This window comes from Paenibacillus xylanilyticus, from assembly GCF_013359935.1.
Lineage (GTDB): Bacteria > Bacillota > Bacilli > Paenibacillales > Paenibacillaceae > Paenibacillus > Paenibacillus xylanilyticus.
The window spans coordinates 15,162-28,800 of record NZ_JABMCB010000173.1; the positions used below are offsets into that span (position 1 = coordinate 15,162).

A 13,639-nucleotide genomic window follows, 5' to 3' on the forward strand; every position below is an offset into this window, starting at 1 on the left:
GAGAGATTAGTCCTGCCTGAAGCAGTTTATTCAGATTGTTCGGTGCAAATAGATGCTTAATGCTGCTGCAAGGGGCATATTGGCTTTCACAACCCACTCCGAGTCATTTGCATGTAATGAAGATAGATTCAGTCCCATCATCTCCAGTAATTCCCGCAGCGGAACCCAGATGGTTCCTCCCTGGCTCTGCACCCCTCCCTGAATGGTGCTGTCATGCAATAGACTCGTCGATGTGGTTTTCAGTTCCCCGCTGACACTGTCAGCCTGAATAACTCTATCCTTCCAAACTGCGGTTGCCGTTCTGGATTCCACGTCCCAGCGGGTGCTGCCGCCAAACTTTTTCATAAAAGGTCGCAGTGGCACCATGATCCGCTGATCTTCCACGCGAAACTCGCCTTGTTTCAATGTGGCTGCCGCAAGACCAATCTCGATCTTCAGTTCCTTGCCGGTCAACCACAGGTTACTGTTTGCTTTCACATGATCCTCTATCCATTCGGTCCCCGGTGCTTTGCGAGATTTATATTTCCCTTCAGGATGAACACGGAATTGCACAGGTTGATCCTCCGCCTTCATTGTGTCAAAACGATATCCATGATCGCGGTAGTATTGGATGACTTCCGGCAGCGCCTTTACCGTCTCCGCATGCGCACCTCCATCGTGCATTAACACAATCACTGAGCTGGTTCCGGCAGGCACCTTGGTTGCATTACGCAAAATTTCTTTGGCAGGGACACCCTTGCGCTTCGAATCACCACTGTCTACGTTCCAATCCATCACGGTATACCCGCCCAACTCGAGCAGATCGAAGTAGCTTTGATCAAAATGTCCATACGTCCCGCCAGGTGCCCGCACCAGATTGGGACGGAACCCTGCAATACGGTTTACAATTTCTTCAGTCTGTTTAACCTGTTTCCAGAACGTTTTAAAATCACGATACAGTTCATCATAATGATGGTTATATGTATGATTGCCGAGTGCATGTCCCTCTTCCACAGCTGCCTGAATCAGTTCAGGATATCGTTCTGCCTGCTCTCCAAGCACGAAGAATGTAGCCTGAACCTGTTCTTCGTGCAAAATATCCAATACTTCACGGGTATGCTTGCCCGGTCCGTCGTCAAAACTCAGATAGACTACCTTTTCCTTGTTACTCTCTTTCTGGGAACCAACAGCTTCAGCGCCAGCGGCGTAAGAAGGGTATGCTGCCCAAACATAAGAAACAAATACACATGCCATCACTGCAAGACGAAGCAGATATACCGACCATTTAGGGAATACATGTTTATGTACGGGTTTAATTTTTGCGGATTGCTGCTCATTATCCACCATTACGAATTCCGCTCTCTGCACCATTTACGAATCATCCTCCAACGTCTCTAGTAATTCTGCTGATAGACTTTAGCAGATTTGTTAGAATTATATGGAGGCTCCGCGGAAAAAAGACGCATTTCTGTTTTATATTTTTCACATTTTTTTGTAGCTCATGATTGATTCTTTGCCTGGGATTGGGTAGCATAATGAGCAGGCACATATCACCGGAACCACTGCTGTGACAGGGATAAGCCACCGTAAGCGTGCATATGCCGGATCGTTGCAGACATCGTATACAGGACAGCATGGAGAGTCAGCCGATTCCCCTGTCTTCAGGAGAGTGAAATCTATTGGAATTGCTTGAAAAGGTCCAGCATCTGTTTGGATCCTACGGATACAGCGTTTTGTTTTTTGGATTACTGCTGGAGTTTATCGCTCTTCCCTTCCCGGGAGAGACAACAATGGCTTACGCGGGATATCTATCGTACAAGGGACAACTGGACTTCGGGATTCTCGCCATCCTTGCTTTTCTGGGAACGACGATCGGTATGACCATCACTTATTTCATTGGGGCCAAAGCAGGCTTACCCTTCATTGTCCGTTACGGAAAATGGTTTCTGTTCAAACAGGACAAGCTGGATAAAACGCAAAAGTGGTTTGCCAAATACGGCAATGCTCTGATTTTCATCGGGTATTTCATACCTGGTGTACGACATTTCACTGGATATTTCGCAGGTATAGCTGCTGTCCCATTTCGCAAATTCGCTTTGTATGCGTACTCGGGTGCCTTATTCTGGGTCGTGTTATTTTTGGGTATAGGAAAAGTTTTCGGTCCACAATGGAACGCAGTGTTCCATCTGGCGCATCAATACGCAGCATATATCGTTGCAGCCATTGGACTGCTGCTGATCGCAGCCGTGCTGTACCGCTATCGGAAAGCGTGGGGACAACGCTCCATTCGCAAGTCCTCTCCGATTAGACAGAAACAGAATGCAGAATGAAGCATGGTCACGGGTCGCGATAATCGCGACTCTTTTTGTTTATCTTATCTTTTTGTGAAAACATCTCGTGCACGAATCCACGCGTAAGCTGCAAGCAAAAGAGCAATCACCGCAAATCCCAACCCTCCTGCAAATCCAAGCCTACGCGGTTCAGTCACTTCCAGCAGCATCCCTGTACCAAACATGGAGAACCCAAGCATGGAACTGCTGCATGCCGTCACCAAACCATAGATAAGCCCGCGGTATCGCTCAGGTGTTTCTCGCATGAGCAACGTATCCAGACAGGCATTCCCTATACCTGACATAAAAGCGAGCAAAATATATATCAAAGCAGCAATTGCCGCGTACCTGGTCTCACTTAACAGCATTAACAAACATCCTTCTATCAACAAACATGCAACAACTCCGGGGAGCAGCCAGTGCTGCAAGTAACGAGAACCCCAACTGCTGAGCACAAGTCCAATCCCAAGTGATGCGTAAAACAGTCCCACACCCCAGTCACCAAGTTTAAATACTTCAATCGCGTATACACTGATCAGTACATTATCAATCCCGTTTAGGACAGGGACCCATAACTCAAAGGCAACGATGATCTGCAGAGGGACAGATGAGATAATTAACTGCCACAACACATGAGTCACTACAGCTTCCTTTTTTGCTGGCGGCCTCTCCATCATTCCATCTGACCGATCCGTGCTGATGGGTGGAAACGAAATCTTACGAATCAAGGCAGCGGCAATCAAGAAAGCGATTGCATTCGTTGCAAAAGCTGCCTGAGGGCCCATTATGGATGAAACGAGTCCCCCCAGAAAAGCCCCTACTATGAGGACAGAACCGTTCATGACCTGTTCAAGCCCATTCATCTTGTGCAGATTATCCGATTGAACAAGCAAGGGGATTCCCGACTTGCGGACAGGTGCATAGACCGCTTCTGCACAAGCCAGCAGCGTACTTGCTGTATATAGAATCCATAAGTCATCTGCACTGTGCACAAGCAGATAACTTAAAGCCAGCGGCGTTCTTAAGATATTGGTAACCACCATAATTGTTCGCCGGCTAAAATACAGCGTTAATATACCTCCAAGCGGAGCCAGAAGAAGAAAAGGAAATACTCGTAATCCGAGCGCGAGTCCTACGGCAACACCTGAGCCGGTTGTACTGAGAATCAAGGCGAGCATGGCTACCTGACTGAATCGATCTCCAATCCCATTTACCAATCCTGCGATGAAGAGTCGCCTGTATTCCGGTTCTGCCTGCAATAGTAGACGTTTAGAAAACAAACTGAATGACATGATATTACCCCGTTTTATAATTTAGATCATAATCTAATTAGATATTATTCTAATCGATTGAATTTAGCAATCTACTTTTGTATTTGTAATGTTTTTCGCATCATTTCTTTTTTTCATAAGTTGAACTCATCCAGGTCATACTAACTTGCAAATATAGGATATATGGGGGTGAACGCATGAAAGCAGTGGAGCAGAATGATAATTCCAGACCTATTTCTCCGAATCTGAGCGATAACACGGAGTACTGCAAACATGTCATGGGGCACAGCAATGACTTGATGATTCGTCCACTGCAATGCTTGCACAAGTGGCCTTCTGTGTTGCTGTATATCGATGGCATGGTCGATGTAAGTATTATCAATCAGGCCATTCTGGAATCGTTACTGCAAACCCATGAGCTTCCCGATTTTTCGGCAGATGGCGAACATTTGAGTTACCTCCAGAATGACATCCTGGCAGCCAGTGAAGTGTTGTTAATTGATGACATGCAGGATGTGCTCAATGCCCTGCTCGCAGGCTCGGCCATTTTGCTGCTTGAAGGATCGAAACGTGGTCTGAGAATAGGTGCAGCAGGATGGGAGGATCGTTCTGTAGGGGAACCGGTCACGCAAACGGTTGTTCGCGGCCCAATGGAAGGTTTCAATGAAAATCTGCGTACCAACACAGCCCTGATCCGCAAACGTATTCGCGATCCTCATTTGTGGATTGAAGAAAGGAAGGTAGGCCGGGTCACCAAAACCCGAGTCGCCGTATTGTACCTGAAACACATCGTTGACCCTGAGGTGGTCAGCGAACTCCGGCGAAGACTTGATCAGATTGATATCGACAGTATTCTCGAAAGTGGATATATTGAAGAACTTGTGCAGGATAAAACACGGACAATCTTCCCTACAGTCTACAACAGTGAACGACCGGATACGGTTTCCGCCGCTTTGCTTGAAGGCAGGGTCGCCATTATTGTGGACGGAACTCCTTTCGTACTGCTCGTTCCTGCTCTTTTTGTGCATTTCTTTCAATCTCCCGAGGATTATTATCAACGGGCTGATATCAGTTCACTAATTCGCATGATTCGTTATCTGGCCTTTTTTATCGCTCTACTTGCCCCCTCCTTTTATATTGCGATCACTACCTTTCATCAGGAGATGCTGCCAACGAATTTGCTCATTAGTCTCGCAGCCCAGCGTGAAGGAGTTCCTTTTCCCGCGTTTATCGAAGCCATTTTGATGGAACTGACTTATGAAATTCTGCGGGAGGCTGGCATTCGCATACCGAAAACAGTCGGTCAAGCCGTTTCCATTGTGGGCACGCTTGTAATTGGTCAAGCTGCAGTAGATGCAGGAGTGGTATCTGCGGCAATGGTCATTATCGTATCCATCACAGCCATATCCAGCTATGTCATCCCTGAGAACGGATTGTCCATTTCTGTACGGATTCTTCGCTTTGTGTTAATGATTCTGGCTGCCGCCTTTGGATTCTATGGCATCCTGATGATTCTGCTAATTACCGTCACTCATCTCTGCAGCCTGCGTTCATTTGGTGTATCGTACATGTCACCTTTTGCACCTTTAATCCAGCAGGATCTGAAGGATACGATCTTTCGTGTGCCCTGGGCCCGAATGAAGACACGCCCCCTGTCCACAGGTACAGCTGACGAAGTCAGACAGTCCACCAAAAAAACAAAACGCTAATGAGTTAAGGAGAACAAGGTATGAACAAATGTCTACGATTGATTTTGTGCCTCTCCGTTCTGCTTCCTCTCCTTACTGGATGCTGGGACCGCCGGGAGCTCAATGAACTCGGTATCATGCTTGGACTCGGTGTGGACAAGGATGGAGATATGGTCAGGGTCAGTGCCCAGGTAGTCGTTCCAAATGAAGTATCGTCCAAATCAGGGGGAGGACAAGGAACGCCTGTTACGCAATATCAGGCTTCCGCCGACACCCTCTTTGAAGCGATCCAGAAACTAACGGAGACCAGCCCACGCCGCATCTTCATGGCCCATATTCGAATCCTTGTATTTGGAGAAGAATACGCACGCAAAGTAGGCATCTATGATGTGATGGAAGCCCTGATGCGAGAGCCTTCTGCTCGCCCGGACTATTACGTCATGGTTGCACGTAATACTACAGCCTCCAAAGTGCTTGATGTCCTCACCCCATTAGATAATATTCCAGCCGAGAAGTTATTCAGCTCTCTGGATGTTTCATTCAAAACATGGTCACCTACGACGGCCATTACCGGGGATGAATTATTGAATCACATATTGACCCCAGGTATCCAGCCCGCAATTACAGGTATAGAAATCGTTGGAGATACGAAGAAAAGCGGCAGTAAAGATAACATTTCCTCCATTTCAACACCAGCCAAACTGAATACAACGGGATTGAGCGTATTTCGACAAGACAAACTAATTGGCTGGCTTACTGAAGATGAATCCAAAGGGTACAACTACATCCGGGACAACGTGGTGTCAACGGTTAGCCATCTGCCTTGCCGAAATTCCGGAGAGGTGACATTCAAAGCACTTCGAACAAAGACAAAACGGGAAGCAAAAGTGGTTAACGGACTGCCCATCGTCAATGTTAGCCTCAAAAATGTTTCTTCCATTGGTGCGGTGGAGTGTGATATTCACATTGGTTCGATGAAAACCATCCGGGAACTGGAAAGAGACAGTGAGGAAAAACTGGTGGAACTGATGCAAGAGTCCGTCGATTCCGTACGTCGGAAATTTCATGTTGATATTTTTGGATTTGGACAGGAGCTTTACCATGCCGATCCCAAACTGTTCAAAACCATGGAAAAAGACTGGGACAAACACTTTGAAAATCTGGATATCCGGTATAAGGTCAATGTCCAGATTAAGCGTGTAGGTACGCTGGATGATTCATTCAAGGGCGAGATGAAGGAGTGAAGCACCATGTTAATGACCATTACCGTTATTGTCATCGGGGGCATTGTAGGCTGGATTGATCTGCCGAGTCTTATTCGTAGGAAGGAATGGAAGGAAACTGCGGTATACAGTGTAATGCTGCTCACAGGAACCGGATTCAGTGTCATCGCGGCTAATTTGTGGGAGTTTCCAAGCCCACTCTACATTATCATGTGGATCTATGAACCTGTGAATCAGTTTTTGGCAAACCTAACCGGAACGTAGAAAAAGGAGGGTGCGACCATGTTAGAACAAGGGCGTCTTGGAACACGACAGGTAGCAGTCCTAACTTTCATGATCGTGGTCGGTGATATGATGCTGATCTATCCTTCAGTTATCTCTTCCTATGCCAAACAAGACGCCTGGATCTGCGCTCTGGTTGGCATTCCTCTCGGGATGGCTCTAATGGCCATGTTCCTGAAGCTGGCCAACCATTATCCCGATCAAAATCTCATTCAGATCTCTCGAAGCATTTTGGGATTTTGGCCGGGCAGCCTCTTATCCTGCTTCTATCTGTTCTTTTTTATTGTAGGTGCATCGACCCACACGCGGGAAGTCGGAGATTTTATGACAGGTCAGATACTCCAGTATACCCCCATTCGAGTCCTCATCCTGATGTTCGTCATTACCATTGGCTGGGGAGTGCACAAGGGCATCGAGAGCGTCGCTCGAACCAGTGAATTGCTTATGCCCATTGTTATTGTATTCATACTGGTACTAACCTTCTGTCTGCTGCCACAAGTGGATATCAAAAACCTGAAGCCTATAACCGACACGAGCGTGGTGTCCATTTTGCAAGGAATTTTGGTAAGTATCATCTATCCGGTAGGTGAAGTCATTCCGATTCTGATGATTCTTCCTTATACGGCCAGGCTTGCCAATCAAACACGTGACATGCTGATCGCTGTAGGATTTGGCAACCTGTTGCTGGCAACGCTTGTTACGATTTCGTTGCTTGTGCTGGGGGCGTTTCTTACCCAACACAATATCTACACTTCCTTTGTTCTGTCCCAGAAAATTAACATCGGGAATTTTTTTCAGCGCATTGAAGCAGTCATGGCTTCATCCTGGCTCATCTCCACCTATTTCAAAGCAACGGTGTATTTATATGCCTTTGTTCTTGGGTGTGCTGAATTGTTCAAACTGAAACAATATCAGGTGCTTATCATGCCTGCCATGCTTCTTGTATATGGCATAGCCAATTTCGTATCACCAAGCGTTACCTTTATCGTCATTACCGTCGTGCCCTATTGGATAGATTGGGATATTACATTGGGCATCCTCCTTCCTGGCATGCTCCTCCTGATTCATTGGTGCAAATCATTCAAAAGGAAATCAAACTAGATTCGATTATATTAATTAGAAATATGAGAGAGCTGCAAGCAAGGCGGGCACAAGAACGCATCATGAACGTTGTGGATTACATTGAGGGAGTGAGGAATGCATGTTGATTCAGGAGAAAATAACCATACGCCAATTTGCGCTACTCACCTTCCTGGTCATGGTCGGAGACATGATTCTGATCTATCCGTCACTTGTCACAGCATTTGGGAAACAGGATGCGTGGCTATGCTCCCTTCTCAGTCAGCCTCTGGGTATGTTCATAATGTGGGTTCTCTATAAACTTCATCAGACACATCCCAATTTGTCCCTGATTGAGATTAGTCAAAAGCTACTTGGCCGATGGGCAGGCTCTGCCTTATCCTTTGCATACCTCTTCTATTTTGCCATTGGTGCTGCCATCTGTATCCGCGAAGTTGGTGATTTCATGACCACCCAGATCTATCTGCAGACTCCCATCCGGGTCATTCTGATCATGTTTATCTGTCCGTTGATCTGGGGGCTATTCAATGGATTAAGTACAATGGGAAAAACGATTGAATTGCTCACACCCATCGTGGTCGTGTTCATGATCCTATTGTTTCTGGGTCTATTGCCACAAGCAGAAATATCCAAACTGCAGCCTTTTCTGAATACGCCCTGGTTTAGTCTGGTTGAGGGGGTAATCCGTGCGGCATTTACTTCTTTTGGAGAACTGATCGTTCTCAGCATGGTCCTTCCCTATGTTGTGTCAGGGGCTCATATTAAACGTGATCTGCTGCTTGCCACGTTCATTGGTGGATTACTGTTAAGTGTTCTTTTGATGATGTCGCTGATGATTTTCGGACCTTTTCTGACCCAGCATGAAATCTATATCTCATATACCCTTTCCCAGAAAATTAATGTGGGTAACTTTTTCGAACGAATTGAGGCCCTCATGGCTATCGCCTGGCTCATTGCAACCTACGCCAAGAGTCAGTTATACATCTTCGCTTTTGTAGCTGGTATGGCCCAGATGTTTGGTTTAAAAACATATAAGCTTCTTGTCCTGCCTTCTGCCATGCTGATATTTGGCTTAGCCATCCTGATTGCTCCGAATGTCCTTTTTTACACCAACACCATCATGCCAGCATGGGTCGATTGGGATATTACGTCCAGTTTTATTATTCCCCTGATCCTGTTGTTGGTTCATCACATTCGATATGGCAAAAACCAGTCCAGCACAAAGTCATCCACATAAAAAGGCCGTGTTCACGGATATTTCCGCAAGCACAGCCTTTTCTTGATATGACCGATTATTTTCATGGAAACAGACGAAATTACAGTTCCTTCAATGCCTCCAGTGCTGCTTCAATATGCCCTTTGACCTTAACTTTGGACCATTCCTTGAGCAGCTTCCCCTCTTCATCAATAAGGAACGTGGAACGGACAATGCCCATATATTCCTTGCCATACAGCTTCTTGAGCTGCCATACCCCGTATTGCTCGGCAACCTGATGTTCTTCATCCGATAACAGGGTGAACGGCAAACCGTATTTGGCTATAAATTTATCATGCCGATTCATCGGATCTGTGCTAATGCCCAATATAACCGTGTTTAACCCCTGAAACTCCTCATGACGATCACGAAAATCACATGCCTGCTGTGTACATGCCGAGGTCATGTCCTTTGGATAGAAATAGATCAGCACCCGCTGTCCGCGGTAATCCGAGAGCTTCACTGTCTTCCCTGTACTTGACGGCAGCTCAAAGTCCGGGGCTTGCATGCCTTCTGTTAATGTCATCTCTCTTCCTCCTTCATCCATCCTAAATCTGTATGGGTTTCTCGCTTTACGATCCAGCACCACGGTAGCGTTTTACTCCGTAATTCCACAGTGTAAGTCCGATGGCTCCAAAGACCAGACCCATTACCGGTGTCAGCAGTGCCATGCGGTGCATCTCCGATCGCTCCAGAAACAGTGCTGCCGGATAGATCCCGACAAAGGCAAACGGAATGATCCAGGTTAACAGCACCTGAATGGCACGATTGTAGATCGTCACCGGGTAACGCCCATAGCCCTGAATGTTGTACATCAGCGGAAGAATACCGGTCGGTGCATCCGAATAAAAGGACAGGGAAGTCAGTGTGGTATAGATTCCCGCGTAGATTAATACGGAGCTGATCGCCAAAATAATTAACGCCGGAATATGCCACCATTCCAGGACAAGTCCCATCTCCGCTCCGCTGAAGATCATAATAATCAGGCCGATCAATGAACCCACGAGTGCTGGTGGGTCCACATTCTCAAGTAAAATCTGAAACAGGTTATGCGCAGGGCGCGTCAGGATACGGTCCATCTCGCCTTTGACGATATACCGTTCACTGAATCCCCACAGATTGATAAAACAGCTGAAGATGCCGTAAGGCACCATAAAATATCCGTATACAAAGAGTACTTCACTCTCACTCCAGCCGCCCAGATTATCCGTATGACGGAAAACCACAAAGATAAAGATCAGATTCGTTGCCTGGAACAACAGATCTGAAATAATCTCCACCCAGAAGTCGGCACGATACGTAAGACGTGTTTTCATATAGTTTTTCAAATATTCCCAGATTAATCCGATGTAGTACATGCTGTTAACCCCCTTGCACGAACAGACGCTTGCGCGCCTGACGCCAGATCAGCATCATTGGAATGAGCAGGATGGCAAACCAGAACACCTGAATGCCAAGGACGCTCCAAATTCCGGTGCCTTCGACTCTTCCGGTGAAGACCGAACCAGGCAAATACGTAATGGCCTGAAAAGGCAGCACTTTCATGATCGCCGCCAGCCAGCCTGGATAAAGACTGATTGGTATGATCAGACCGGAAAACAGATCCACCACAACGCGCTTCATGCGCATCATGCCTTCATTGTTTTCCACAAAAAATGCTGCCAGTCCCGTGATGACATTAATCTGGGAGTTAATGAGGAAACTGAAGAACAGCATGACGAGAAAGCCAATCCACGCCGAAGGCGCTGTAGGCAGCTCGACAGGGAACAACAGGATCGCAATGAGCATGCCCGGAATCATGAGAAGCAGGAAGCGGAAGATGCCTTCGCCAAGACCCTGCATCATCTTGACCATTACATAGTTAATTGGCCTGATGAACTGAATCGCGATGGAGCCGTCCCGAATGTCCGTGGCGATCTCCCGGTCCAGGTTATTAAAATAAAACGCACGTGCCATCCAGGACACCGCCACATACGTTGTCATCTGGGCGGCCGTAAAGCCTCCTATTTCTCCGCTTCCTCCGTAAATAGCCTGCCAGGTAAAGTAATACACGCCGATATTCAGCGTATATATCAAAATGCCGGAATAATAATTCACCCGGTACGCCAGCATCGTGAGAAACCGGATCCGCATAAAATCAAGAAATGCACTATTCATCTAAGATGCACCTACCGTTCCGTTCCCTGCTCCCACAATCTCGGGGCGCTCGGCGGAACCGGATTGGTAAATACTGCGTACGATCTCATCCGTATTAATCTCAATAATCTGAATATCGGTAATATCGGCTTGTCCAACGACACGTCCAAGAACATCCGACACGTTAAGTTCCAGTGGAATCCAGACGGATGCGGACAACTCGTTCTCTACAGTCCAGCGTACCGGCATGGCGGCAGTCCATTCCTGCATTTGTTTCATCGTGTGACCCGTACCGAACTTGAAGCGGATTTCCCGTTCCTTACCCCATTGGGATTTCAGGTGATCCAGACCGCCATCATAGATGATATTTCCGGCATCAAGCATAATAACTCTGGAACAGAGTGCCTCGATGTCCTGCAAATCATGAGTGGTCAGCAAAATGGTTGTTCCGTGTTCCTTATTCATGTCTTTCAGGAATTCACGAATCTCCGACTTGACGACGATATCCAGACCAATGGTTGGTTCATCCAGAAAAACAATACTTGGATTGTGCAGAAGTGCAGCAACCAGCTCACAGCGCATGCGCTGACCGAGACTGAGTTTGCGTACCGGACGGTTTAACAAGTCCTGAAGCTGCAGCCGCTCGACCAATTCATCCAGACGTTTGCGAAAATCGGATTCATCCACACGGTATACTTTGCGCAGCAGATGGAATGATTCAATCACACCAATGTCCCACCACAGCTGACTCCGTTGACCAAAAACAACGCCAATATTTTTAACAAACTTCTCCCGTTCCTGATGCGGAACATATCCACCAACCGATATGTGCCCTGAAGTAGGCACCAAAATGCCGGTCAACATCTTGATCGTTGTTGATTTACCGGCACCATTCTCTCCAATATATCCGCATATTTCGCCCTGCGGAATCTGAAATGAAATATCGTTCACGGCCAATACCTCCTGGTATTGACGTGCAAACAGATCCTGAAACGCGCCCTTAAGCCCACCTCGGCTTTTCTGAACGCTAAACGACTTGCGCAAATCTTTGACATCAATCGCCAGCATGATTATACCTCACTTGGATTTTGTTGAAATTGCTTGTAGCCCAAAAAGAAATTATAATGGTATCAGTCAAAATTCAGCAAGCTTTTAAAAATAGTTTGGAGCTGCGTCCTCTGCCTGCTTTGGAAGAGACGTGCACGGAAAGCTCCGGCTACGTTATTAAGGCAACCCGAACTCGTTTTTTTATTTTATCTCAAATACAAAGGAGAGCTAGCATGACCAGAAAGACGAAGAGAACCATCTGGATTTCTCTTGCCGCCTTCGTGCTGATTGTTGGAGGCGCAGCGGCATTTTATTTCGGTTCTATTCTCAATCAGTTGAATGGCTTGCAAAAGGAAGGCGACGAATCTCCGTTCGCCAGTATCAAAAATGTTGAAAAGGTAAATACACCAGACCCTCCGAAATGGGAAGGCACTGAAACCGTAAATATACTGGTTATGGGTGTTGATGCGCGCGGCCTGGAAGAAGGGGAAATTCCCCGTTCCGACAGCATGATGGTCGTGTCACTCGATCCCCTCACCAAAAAAATTAATTTGTTCTCCATTCTGCGAGACACTTACGTCAATATAGACGGATACGGCAAGGAGCGGATTAACACCGCGATTACTCATGGTCCCAATGCAGCAATGCAAGCGGCTGGCGACCTGCTGGGAATCCCTGTCCAGTATTATGTGTATACCGATTTCCAGGGATTCATCAAATTGGTGGATGCCGTTGGCGGTGTGGATTTTGACGTAGAGAAGGACATGCACTATACAAGCAAGGCAGACAATAACGAGTATGATATTGATCTCAAAAAAGGTTATCAGCATCTGGATGGAGAAACAGCACTCATGTACGTGCGTTTCCGACATGATGCGATGTCCGACTTCGCGCGTTCCGAGCGCCAGCGGGAATTCCTGAAGGCCGTAGCGGCGAAGATGCAGTCCACGACTACGATTGCCAAGCTCCCGACCATTCTGGAACAGGTTAGCCCTTATGTGGATACCAACCTGACCCTCTCGGATATGTGGAAATTGGGCGGATTGGGATACCAGAGCAGTATGAACGGCAGTGAGCAGATCCCGCCGATGAACATGCTGAAGGAAGAGCGGACCGCAGGTGGAGCTCAAGTCCTGACGGTCACCAATGAAGAGAAATTGAAGCAGCATATTCAGGATATCATTCATCCACCTGCTGAACCGGAAGACAGCACGACCGGAACCGAAGATAAAACAGCAAGTGGTGAAGACCAAACGTCGGAGCAACCGGCCCAGTAATGTAAATAAACAGCTAGAGGGCAGCCATTTACGCTGCCCTCTAGCTGTGTTGTTATGAAAATCGCAATTCA

Annotated in this window: 13 protein-coding genes; 7 read left to right on the forward strand and 6 right to left on the reverse strand. The window is 47.0% G+C overall.

Translation table 11 applies throughout. The features are described 5' to 3' along the window. Positions 1-30: 30 nt before the first annotated feature. On the reverse strand, positions 31-1,350 hold the full coding sequence (locus HP552_RS10070; RefSeq protein WP_175395388.1) for a polysaccharide deacetylase family protein: 1,320 nt from the start codon (positions 1,348-1,350) through the stop codon (positions 31-33). Between the two features lie 308 nt (positions 1,351-1,658). Between HP552_RS10070 and HP552_RS10075 the strand changes: the two genes are divergently transcribed. Continuing rightward, positions 1,659-2,309: a DedA family protein gene (locus HP552_RS10075; RefSeq protein ID WP_175395389.1), complete on the forward strand. Its 651-nt coding sequence runs from the start codon at positions 1,659-1,661 to the stop codon at positions 2,307-2,309. 44 nt (positions 2,310-2,353) lie between these two features. Here HP552_RS10075 and HP552_RS10080 read toward each other — a convergent pair whose 3' ends face one another. After that, positions 2,354-3,601 (reverse strand): MFS transporter, encoded by a 1,248-nt coding sequence (locus HP552_RS10080; protein WP_175395390.1) that lies wholly within the window; start codon positions 3,599-3,601, stop codon positions 2,354-2,356. Between the two features lie 176 nt (positions 3,602-3,777). Here HP552_RS10080 and HP552_RS10085 point away from each other — a divergent pair, with 176 nt between their 5' ends. The 5 genes from HP552_RS10085 to HP552_RS10105 all read left to right on the forward strand — a co-directional run bounded on the left by HP552_RS10085 (position 3,778) and on the right by HP552_RS10105 (position 9,090). Continuing rightward, positions 3,778-5,289, forward strand: a complete 1,512-nt coding sequence (locus tag HP552_RS10085; protein ID WP_175395391.1) for a spore germination protein — start codon at positions 3,778-3,780, stop codon at positions 5,287-5,289. A gap of 20 nt (positions 5,290-5,309) precedes the next feature. Beyond that, positions 5,310-6,512 (forward strand): Ger(x)C family spore germination protein, encoded by a 1,203-nt coding sequence (locus HP552_RS10090; protein ID WP_175395392.1) that lies wholly within the window; start codon positions 5,310-5,312, stop codon positions 6,510-6,512. A 6-nt stretch (positions 6,513-6,518) separates the two neighbouring features. Beyond that, a complete protein-coding gene (locus tag HP552_RS10095) occupies positions 6,519-6,755 on the forward strand; it encodes a hypothetical protein (protein WP_175395393.1) in 237 nt (78 codons plus the stop codon). A gap of 18 nt (positions 6,756-6,773) precedes the next feature. Beyond that, complete coding sequence (locus tag HP552_RS10100) at positions 6,774-7,874, forward strand: GerAB/ArcD/ProY family transporter (RefSeq protein WP_175395394.1); 1,101 nt, start codon at positions 6,774-6,776, stop codon at positions 7,872-7,874. Positions 7,875-7,974: 100 nt separating this feature from the next. Then, positions 7,975-9,090, forward strand: coding sequence for a GerAB/ArcD/ProY family transporter (locus tag HP552_RS10105; protein WP_175395395.1), 1,116 nt, complete (start codon positions 7,975-7,977; stop codon positions 9,088-9,090). 79 nt (positions 9,091-9,169) lie between these two features. Here the strand turns inward: HP552_RS10105 and bcp are convergent, their stop codons facing one another. Genes bcp through HP552_RS10125 form a run of 4 tightly spaced genes read right to left on the reverse strand, consistent with a single transcriptional unit; the run spans position 9,170 to position 12,312 of the window. After that, on the reverse strand, positions 9,170-9,634 hold the full coding sequence (gene bcp / locus HP552_RS10110) for a thioredoxin-dependent thiol peroxidase (protein WP_175395396.1): 465 nt from the start codon (positions 9,632-9,634) through the stop codon (positions 9,170-9,172). A 46-nt stretch (positions 9,635-9,680) separates the two neighbouring features. Next, positions 9,681-10,466, reverse strand: a complete 786-nt coding sequence (locus HP552_RS10115; RefSeq protein WP_175395397.1) for an ABC transporter permease — start codon at positions 10,464-10,466, stop codon at positions 9,681-9,683. Positions 10,467-10,470: 4 nt separating this feature from the next. Next, entirely contained in the window at positions 10,471-11,265 is a 795-nt protein-coding gene (locus HP552_RS10120) for an ABC transporter permease (RefSeq protein WP_175395398.1), read from the reverse strand. After that, positions 11,266-12,312 carry an ABC transporter ATP-binding protein gene (locus HP552_RS10125; RefSeq protein ID WP_175395399.1) on the reverse strand — a complete coding sequence of 349 codons (1,047 nt, stop codon included), beginning with the start codon at positions 12,310-12,312 and terminating at the stop codon, positions 11,266-11,268. Between the two features lie 212 nt (positions 12,313-12,524). On the opposite strand from HP552_RS10125, the gene HP552_RS10130 reads away from it, so the two are divergent. Further along, positions 12,525-13,568, forward strand: a complete 1,044-nt coding sequence (locus HP552_RS10130; RefSeq protein ID WP_175395400.1) for an LCP family protein — start codon at positions 12,525-12,527, stop codon at positions 13,566-13,568. The last annotated feature ends 71 nt before the right edge of the window (positions 13,569-13,639 follow it).